Raw genomic sequence first — 7,014 nt, forward strand, 5'->3', positions numbered from 1 at the left:
GATGCGTTTGAGATAAGTGTATGGCTTATTTAGTAATTTGCCAAAAATTCGGCAAATAATTTCAAAAAATTTACCTTATTTTAACTCTGCAACAGCCAACAAAATACGTTTTACTGACACAGGGTAAGGCGTACCCAGAGTTTGAGCATACAAAGAGACCTTAAGTTCCTCCAGCATCCAGCGGATGGCCCGGACAGGCTCAGGCACAGTGCGGCCGGCATATTTACCCAGCAGGTTCTGGTAGGCCTCTTCGGCTTTTTGGTATTCGTGCGACATCAGTCTGTCGCGGTTTGGATCCACAGGCAATTTCTCCTGGCGTTTTTGCAGCGCTTGTAGATAACGCAAAATAGCATCCAAACGTGTCGCACCATGGCTACTAACAAAACCTTTAAACAGCAAAGTGTCGAGATGTTGCTTGATTTCGCCCTGCCCCTGCACATGTTTTAACTCAACTTTACCTTTGAGCTTTTTCTGAATGTCATGCCCTAAGGTTAAAATTTGCTCTACTTTGAGTGCTATACGTAATACAGTTTCCCCCAGTTCAGCCCGGACTTTTTCTTTTAGCTTGATGAAATCAGCTTCAGTTTCAGGCCAGGGCTGTTCACTGATCAACTGATCGACACCAGCGGCAATACAATCGTCTATTAATTCCAGCACTTTGCCAAACGGATTAAAGTACAAGCCAAGTTTGGCTTTGTTCGGCAAGGATTCCTGCAGGTATTTCACTGGGGATGGGACATTAAGAAGCACCAGTCGGCGTAACCCCAGCTTGCTTTGCTCTGCCGCTTGCTCGGCATTATCCAACAGCTTGATAGAGACCGAATCATTGTTATCCAACAGGGCCGGATAAGCTTTGATTTGATAACCCGCCTGCATTTTGATGTATTCACGTGGTAACTGACCAAAAGACCAGTGGGTTAATTGCTCCTGCTCTATGCCCTGCTCCGCCACCTGACTTAAGCTTTGTTGCACCTTGCCCTGTAGCTGTTGTTTTAACAGTGCCAAAGAGCGGCCTTGTTTTAAAGTATTGCCTTTGTCGTCCACCACCTTAAAGTTAAATTTCAGATGGGTATCAAGAGCGGATAGATCCCAGGCCTCCTCCGGAATAGTTACACCGGACATACGTTTAAGCCGGTTGCTAACCACGTCCAGCAAGGGCCCGTCTTCGGGTTTGATGCTTTGCATTAAAGCGTCGGCATAATTGGGCGCTGGCACAAAGTTGCGTCTGTATTGTTTGGGCAGGCATTTAATCAGCGCGACCAATAAATCATGCCTCAGGCCTGGGATCAGCCAGTCAAAGCCTTGCTCTTCCACCTGGTTCAGCAATGACAATGGCACCACTAAACTGACGCCATCATCGGCAGAGCCGGGGGAAAAATGATAATCCAAAGGCAAAGTTAAATTGCCCTGTCGCCAGAATTCCGGGAATTTATCGGCCGTTACTTCAGAGGCATCACGCTTATACAGCTTGTCTAAATCCAGATTGAGTAAGGTCGCGTCTTTGGCTTTGGCCTCTTTCCACCATTTGGCAAAATCGACTCTGTTATTGGCCCAAACCGGAATTTTTTCAGCGTAAAACTCTGCCAGTGTTTCTTCATCCACTAAAATATCGCGACGGCGGGCTTTTTCTTCCAGCTCCATCACCTGCTCAATCAGCTCTTGGTTGTGGGCTAAAAAGCTTTCGTGTAAGCCGAGCTCCTGCTCGACTAAAGCACTGCGGATAAAGATCTTATGACAAGTCACAGGGTCTATTTTGCTGTACAGCACAGGGCGTTTGCCGACAATGATCAGGCCGTACAAGGACACCTGTTCATAGGCTACCACAGCACCTTTTTTCTTTTCCCAATGCGGTTCACTATAACTGCGGCTGACTAAATGTGCAGCGGCTGGTTCTATCCATTCGGGCTCAATTTTAGCCACAGCACGGGCGTACAGCTTGGACGTTTCCACCAGTTCTGCCGCCATCACCCATTTAGGTTTACGTTTAAATAAGCTGCTGCCGGGGAAAACAAAAAACCGGCTCTGGCGTGGCCCCATATAATCGGCTTCACTGTCGCGGCTACCAATTTGACCTAATAAACCAGTGAGTAAAGCACTATGGATTTGCTGATAGGATGCTGGCTGTGAATTCAACTTCCACTGCTGTTCAGTACAAATCTGGCTCAATTGGCCATACAAGTCCTGCCATTCCCGCACCCGCAGGTAGTTCAAAAGCTCCTGTTTGCATAAACGGCGGAACTGGTTGTTGGTCAGTTCATCCTGCTTCTCTTGCAGATAAGCCCACAACTTTAACCAGGCGCTGAAATCTGAATCCGGATCGGCAAAACGGCCGTGCAACTCATCGGCTTTTTGCTGTTTATCCAAAGGTCGTTCGCGTGGGTCCTGAATAGACAACGCAGAGACAATCACCAGCACGTCCTGTAAACAGTTATGCGTAGTGGCAGCAAACACCATACGGGCTAACCGCGGATCAACCGGCAAGCGGCTGATCTGCCTGCCTAAATCGGTCATCTGCAAACTATGGCTATTGGATTGCGGCTTGACGGCGCCCAGCTCTTCCAGAAGCTTTATCCCATCGTTAATAAAACGGCTGTCGGGCCGCTGTAAAAACGGGAAAGCCTGAATATCACCCAAGCCCAAAGCCAGCATTTGCAAAATGACTGAGGCTAAGTTGGTACGCAGAATTTCGGGATCGGTAAATTCTGGTCTGCTGTTAAAGTCCTCTTCACTGTATAAGCGGATACAAATACCGGCAGCGACCCGGCCACATCGGCCTTTGCGCTGATTGGCGCTGGCCTGGCTGATGGCCTCAATAGGTAACTGTTGTACTTTGGAGCGGTAGCTGTACCGTGAAATCCGCACTGTGCCGGGGTCTATCACATAACGAATACCAGGCACTGTCAACGAGGTTTCCGCCACGTTGGTCGAGAGTACGATGCGCCGCCCTACACCAGTCTGGAAAATACGGTTTTGCTCAGCCGCACTCAAACGGGCGTACAAAGGCAAAATTTCAGTATGAGGCAGTTTGAGCTTTTCCAGCGCGTCTGCGGTGTCACGAATTTCGCGCTCACCGTTTAAGAAGATCAGAATATCACCCGGTGGTTCGCGGTACAGCTCTTCAACGGCATCAAAAATAGACTGCAGTTGGTCAGCGTCTTTATCGTCATTTTCGGCTACTGGCCGGTAACGGGTTTCTACAGGGAAAGTACGGCCTGAGACTTCGATAATAGGTGCATCAAAAAAATGTTTGGAGAACCGCTCTGGATCGATAGTGGCCGAAGTAATAATGACTTTTAAATCGGGACGGCGTGGCAACAACTGCTTTAAATAGCCCAACAAAAAGTCGATATTTAAACTGCGTTCGTGCGCTTCGTCGATGATCAGGGTGTCGTATTGATTTAAAAATCTGTCCTGCTGAATTTCGGCCAGCAACACCCCATCTGTCATCAGTTTGACTAAGGTAGTAGGCGCTGTGTGATCGCCAAAACGGATTTTATACCCCACCTGCTGACCGACAGGGCATTTCAGCTCTTCGGCTAAACGGGCAGAGACACTACGGGCAGCTAAACGTCGTGGCTGGGTATGGCCTATCATGCCTGCCACTCCACGGCCTAACTCTAGACAGATTTTTGGAATTTGAGTGGTCTTGCCCGAACCGGTTTCACCGGCAATAATCACCACCTGATGTTTGGCGATGGCAGCTTTAATATCGTCTTTTTTACCAACCACAGGCAGCTCAGCCGGATAGTCAATAGCCGGCACTGCAGCCAGACGCTGCGCTCTTAGCTGCATAGAGGCAGTGATTTTTTCTGCCAGTTGCTGCATCAGTTGCTGCTGTTTAGTCTTATCCTGCTGCTTTTTAATGGTCTGTAACGACTGGCGGAATCGGTGCTGATCTTTGGATAAAGAGTTAGCTATGGCTTTGTTAAGCTCAGCAACAGAAATTTCAGTGTCAGCACTGTTCGGATTAGCCACAACAGCAGGTTTAGCAGTAGAGTCGGTCAACACAAGGCCCTCAACAAATAGGGGCGACATGCTACCAAGTTCAGGGGCTTGAGATCCAGTAAAAGCACCTTTTAAAACAGCGCTTTTGCTGCACCTTGAGCAGTAACCGCTGTCGCGGCGGGTCTTGTACCCGCCTGCTCAGCGTAAAAACGATTAGCTCACCGCTTTGTAGTGGGAATGCAATTCTAAGTCGATAGCCCGCAATACATCAGAGCGGCTAATCACACCCTGCAAATAACCATCATCATCCACCACAGGGTACACTTTAGGTTTAGCCAGTAGCATGGTTTGCGCTAGATCCACTATGCCGTGATAGGATTTGACCGTTAGTACCTCAGTACGCATCACGTCTTTAACCGAAGCCGCTTGTTGCAAGTGGTAGGTGCCCGACAACATTCTGGCTAAGCAATCCTGCTCAGAGACAAAGCCAATCACCTTTTTGTCTTTGTTAATCACCGGACCACCCAGTTGCTCGGCCAGGATCAGTTTATTCACCGCTTCTTCGACAGACATCTCTTCAGTAAAGGTGACAGGATGACGATTCATATGATCGGATATTTTTAGTAAGTCCATAAGCCCCTCAAAAGTGTCGTTTTTTTCACAACATCTTAAGCGTAGACCAGCGGCAGCTATTTAGCCGGACTCTGTTTAAAAATTTCAGTCACTGCATCCTCACCTTCTGTTTTTCTGGCTCTGTACATGCCTTCGGTATTAAAGCTCCAACTGACCTTGCCTTTGTGATCAATCAGGATCACACCGCCGGTACCGCCGACATTCGCCAGTTCCTGCATCACCTGATCGGCGGCTTTGTCAGCGCTGATGCCCTGATACTTGACCCGGGCACAGATATCGGAGGCGACACGGTAACGAATAAAAAACTCACCATGGCCTGTCGCAGAAACCGCACAGCTCGCATTGTCAGCAAAGTTACCGGCGCCGATGATAGGAGCATCCCCGATACGGCCATAGCGTTTGGCGGTCATGCCCCCTGTGGAGGTGGCCGCTGTTAATAAACCGCTGCGGTCCATCGCAACAGCGCCCACAGTGCCCATATTCCATTCCGGCTGCCAGGGTGCTTCCAGGCGATAGTTTTGGGCCTGATGTGGCAACTTTTGCATACTTTGTTTGGCTTTTTTTAACGCCTCATAACGAAATTGGGTATCAAAATAAGCATTTTCTACCAACTCCAGCCCCTGCTCTTTGGCAAATTGCTCAGCACCAGCACCGGAGAGCATCACATGTTCTGATTTTTCCATCACAGCTCGGGCCAGCAATACAGGATTCTTAACGTGCCTTAAACCAGAAGCAGCTCCGGCCATCAGGTTATCGCCGCGCATGATAGAAGCATCCAGCTCATGGCCTTCGTCATAGGTGTAGACAGCCCCTTTACCGGCGTTAAACAGTGGTGAGTCTTCCATCACCAGCACGGCTGCAGTCACTGCATCGACACTACTGCCACCTTTTGCCAGCACTGCATAACCTGTTTCCACCGCATGTTTTAAGGTGGCGTGGTAAGCCTGTTCCTGCGCTGCTGTCATCTGGCTTTTATTGATGGTACCGGCCCCACCGTGGATCACTATGGCAATAGGTTGGTTGGCAAAAGCCAGAGCAGAAAAGCAGCTTAAAGCTAAAAAAGACATGGTGCGGCGCATAACAAATACCCTGATCATAGTAATAATTACATCAGGTTGTACCGCGAAGGTGAGCAAAGATGCAAGTGAAGCTGCGCTAATCCGTTTAGAATCACAGATTAATCTTCAGCCCCTATTGCAGATCCGGCACTGCAATTGCCGGCCCGTTTAAAGCCAGCCTCCAGTGCCTGTTGTTCCGACTCAAACCATTGCTGATTGCGTTCGGATACCTGAGTAAAACCGCTGCAATGACTCAGATGGTATAACTTGCTGCGTTTATTGCCCAGGACCTGGCCGCTGTTGACGGCTGCAGTTACCGCCGTTTCTTTGCTTCTGTGTAAACCAAAACCCGACACCTTGTAATTGAGCTGCCAGACCTTTTTACCTGTGACAAAGTCGTTGGCATGCCCCATGTGCTGTGCAATACGTTGCTGTAATTTGCGCTCAGGGTCATCGACCGGGTCTTGCTGATGCCAGGCCATAAACAGTTGTTGCTGCGCTTTGGCCAGAGGAATTTGGTATTTGTCTGCCATATAAAAATGAATACGGGCTATATCTCCCCGAATTTCAGCACGAGGCTCCACCAGGCGACTTTTAAAATCGACTTTCACTTCACAGGAACCATATTGCGGCGCCAGATCCCCCAGCATGGCAAAACGATAATGCGCTCTGTCGCCATTCACCTCTCCTATCGCAGGTTTGAGGTTAAACAAGTCGGCTTCCATCTGCTTAAACAGGGCATCTGTTTTACCGCATTGCTCACGGCCACCTTGTTTCCAACAGGCCAAAGGCGAGCCGAATTGCTGAGCAGGCATCACATGCTCCCATTCAATTCTGTTCGCTCTTGGGCCGTTCTTGCGAATTTGATAACCACAGCCCTTTAAATCAGGAATACCTTTACCCCCTTGCCAGCGAATGGCACAGCCACAATAAAACTCTTGTTTTTCTGGGGCGTAAATACGGCTGGCAACAGTTTTTGCAGAATCAAAATTGGCAGGTGCGGCGATAACAGCAAAAACTACAAAAAACAGAGATAAAAATATGAATCTAAACAAAGCGATACAACCTTAAACTGCCTGACCATCAGCTTCATTATGCCACAAGTCTGAATAGTGCAAATACGCTATTTAAGTCCCGATAAAACAGCCTGAAATAACTGATTTTTACTTTTTTTCCACCATATCCTAACCAGAAATAGCGCGGCCTGGCTTCTAACATACTGACTTATCGCTAGTTTATAGCGTTTTCAGATAACAACTCGATTTCATCACTATTAACAAATAGAAAACATCCTTTACAAAACCAATTTGGCTACTTAGTATGCAGCAGATAATTTCGTCGTGATAAATCAGCAGTTAAACGCATAATAAGAGTTAGT

The 7,014-nt window shown here is 48.2% G+C and carries 4 protein-coding genes; all 4 read right to left on the reverse strand.

Annotated features, from left to right (window positions below):
- Nucleotides 1-75: 75 nt before the first annotated feature.
- Nucleotides 76-4,008 (reverse strand): ATP-dependent RNA helicase HrpA, encoded by a 3,933-nt coding sequence (gene hrpA / locus SD53_RS16065; protein ID WP_241481840.1) that lies wholly within the window; start codon nt 4,006-4,008, stop codon nt 76-78.
- A gap of 150 nt (nt 4,009-4,158) precedes the next feature.
- Nucleotides 4,159-4,578 (reverse strand): CBS domain-containing protein, encoded by a 420-nt coding sequence (locus tag SD53_RS16070; RefSeq protein ID WP_046521186.1) that lies wholly within the window; start codon nt 4,576-4,578, stop codon nt 4,159-4,161.
- A 56-nt stretch (nt 4,579-4,634) separates the two neighbouring features.
- Nucleotides 4,635-5,657, reverse strand: a complete 1,023-nt coding sequence (locus SD53_RS16075) for an isoaspartyl peptidase/L-asparaginase family protein (RefSeq protein WP_046521187.1) — start codon at nt 5,655-5,657, stop codon at nt 4,635-4,637.
- A 98-nt stretch (nt 5,658-5,755) separates the two neighbouring features.
- Nucleotides 5,756-6,691: an endonuclease gene (locus SD53_RS16080; RefSeq protein ID WP_052749431.1), complete on the reverse strand. Its 936-nt coding sequence runs from the start codon at nt 6,689-6,691 to the stop codon at nt 5,756-5,758.
- Nucleotides 6,692-7,014 lie beyond the last annotated feature (323 nt).

It is taken from the genome of Rheinheimera mesophila (genome assembly GCF_000986865.1).
GTDB lineage: Bacteria > Pseudomonadota > Gammaproteobacteria > Enterobacterales > Alteromonadaceae > Pararheinheimera > Pararheinheimera mesophila.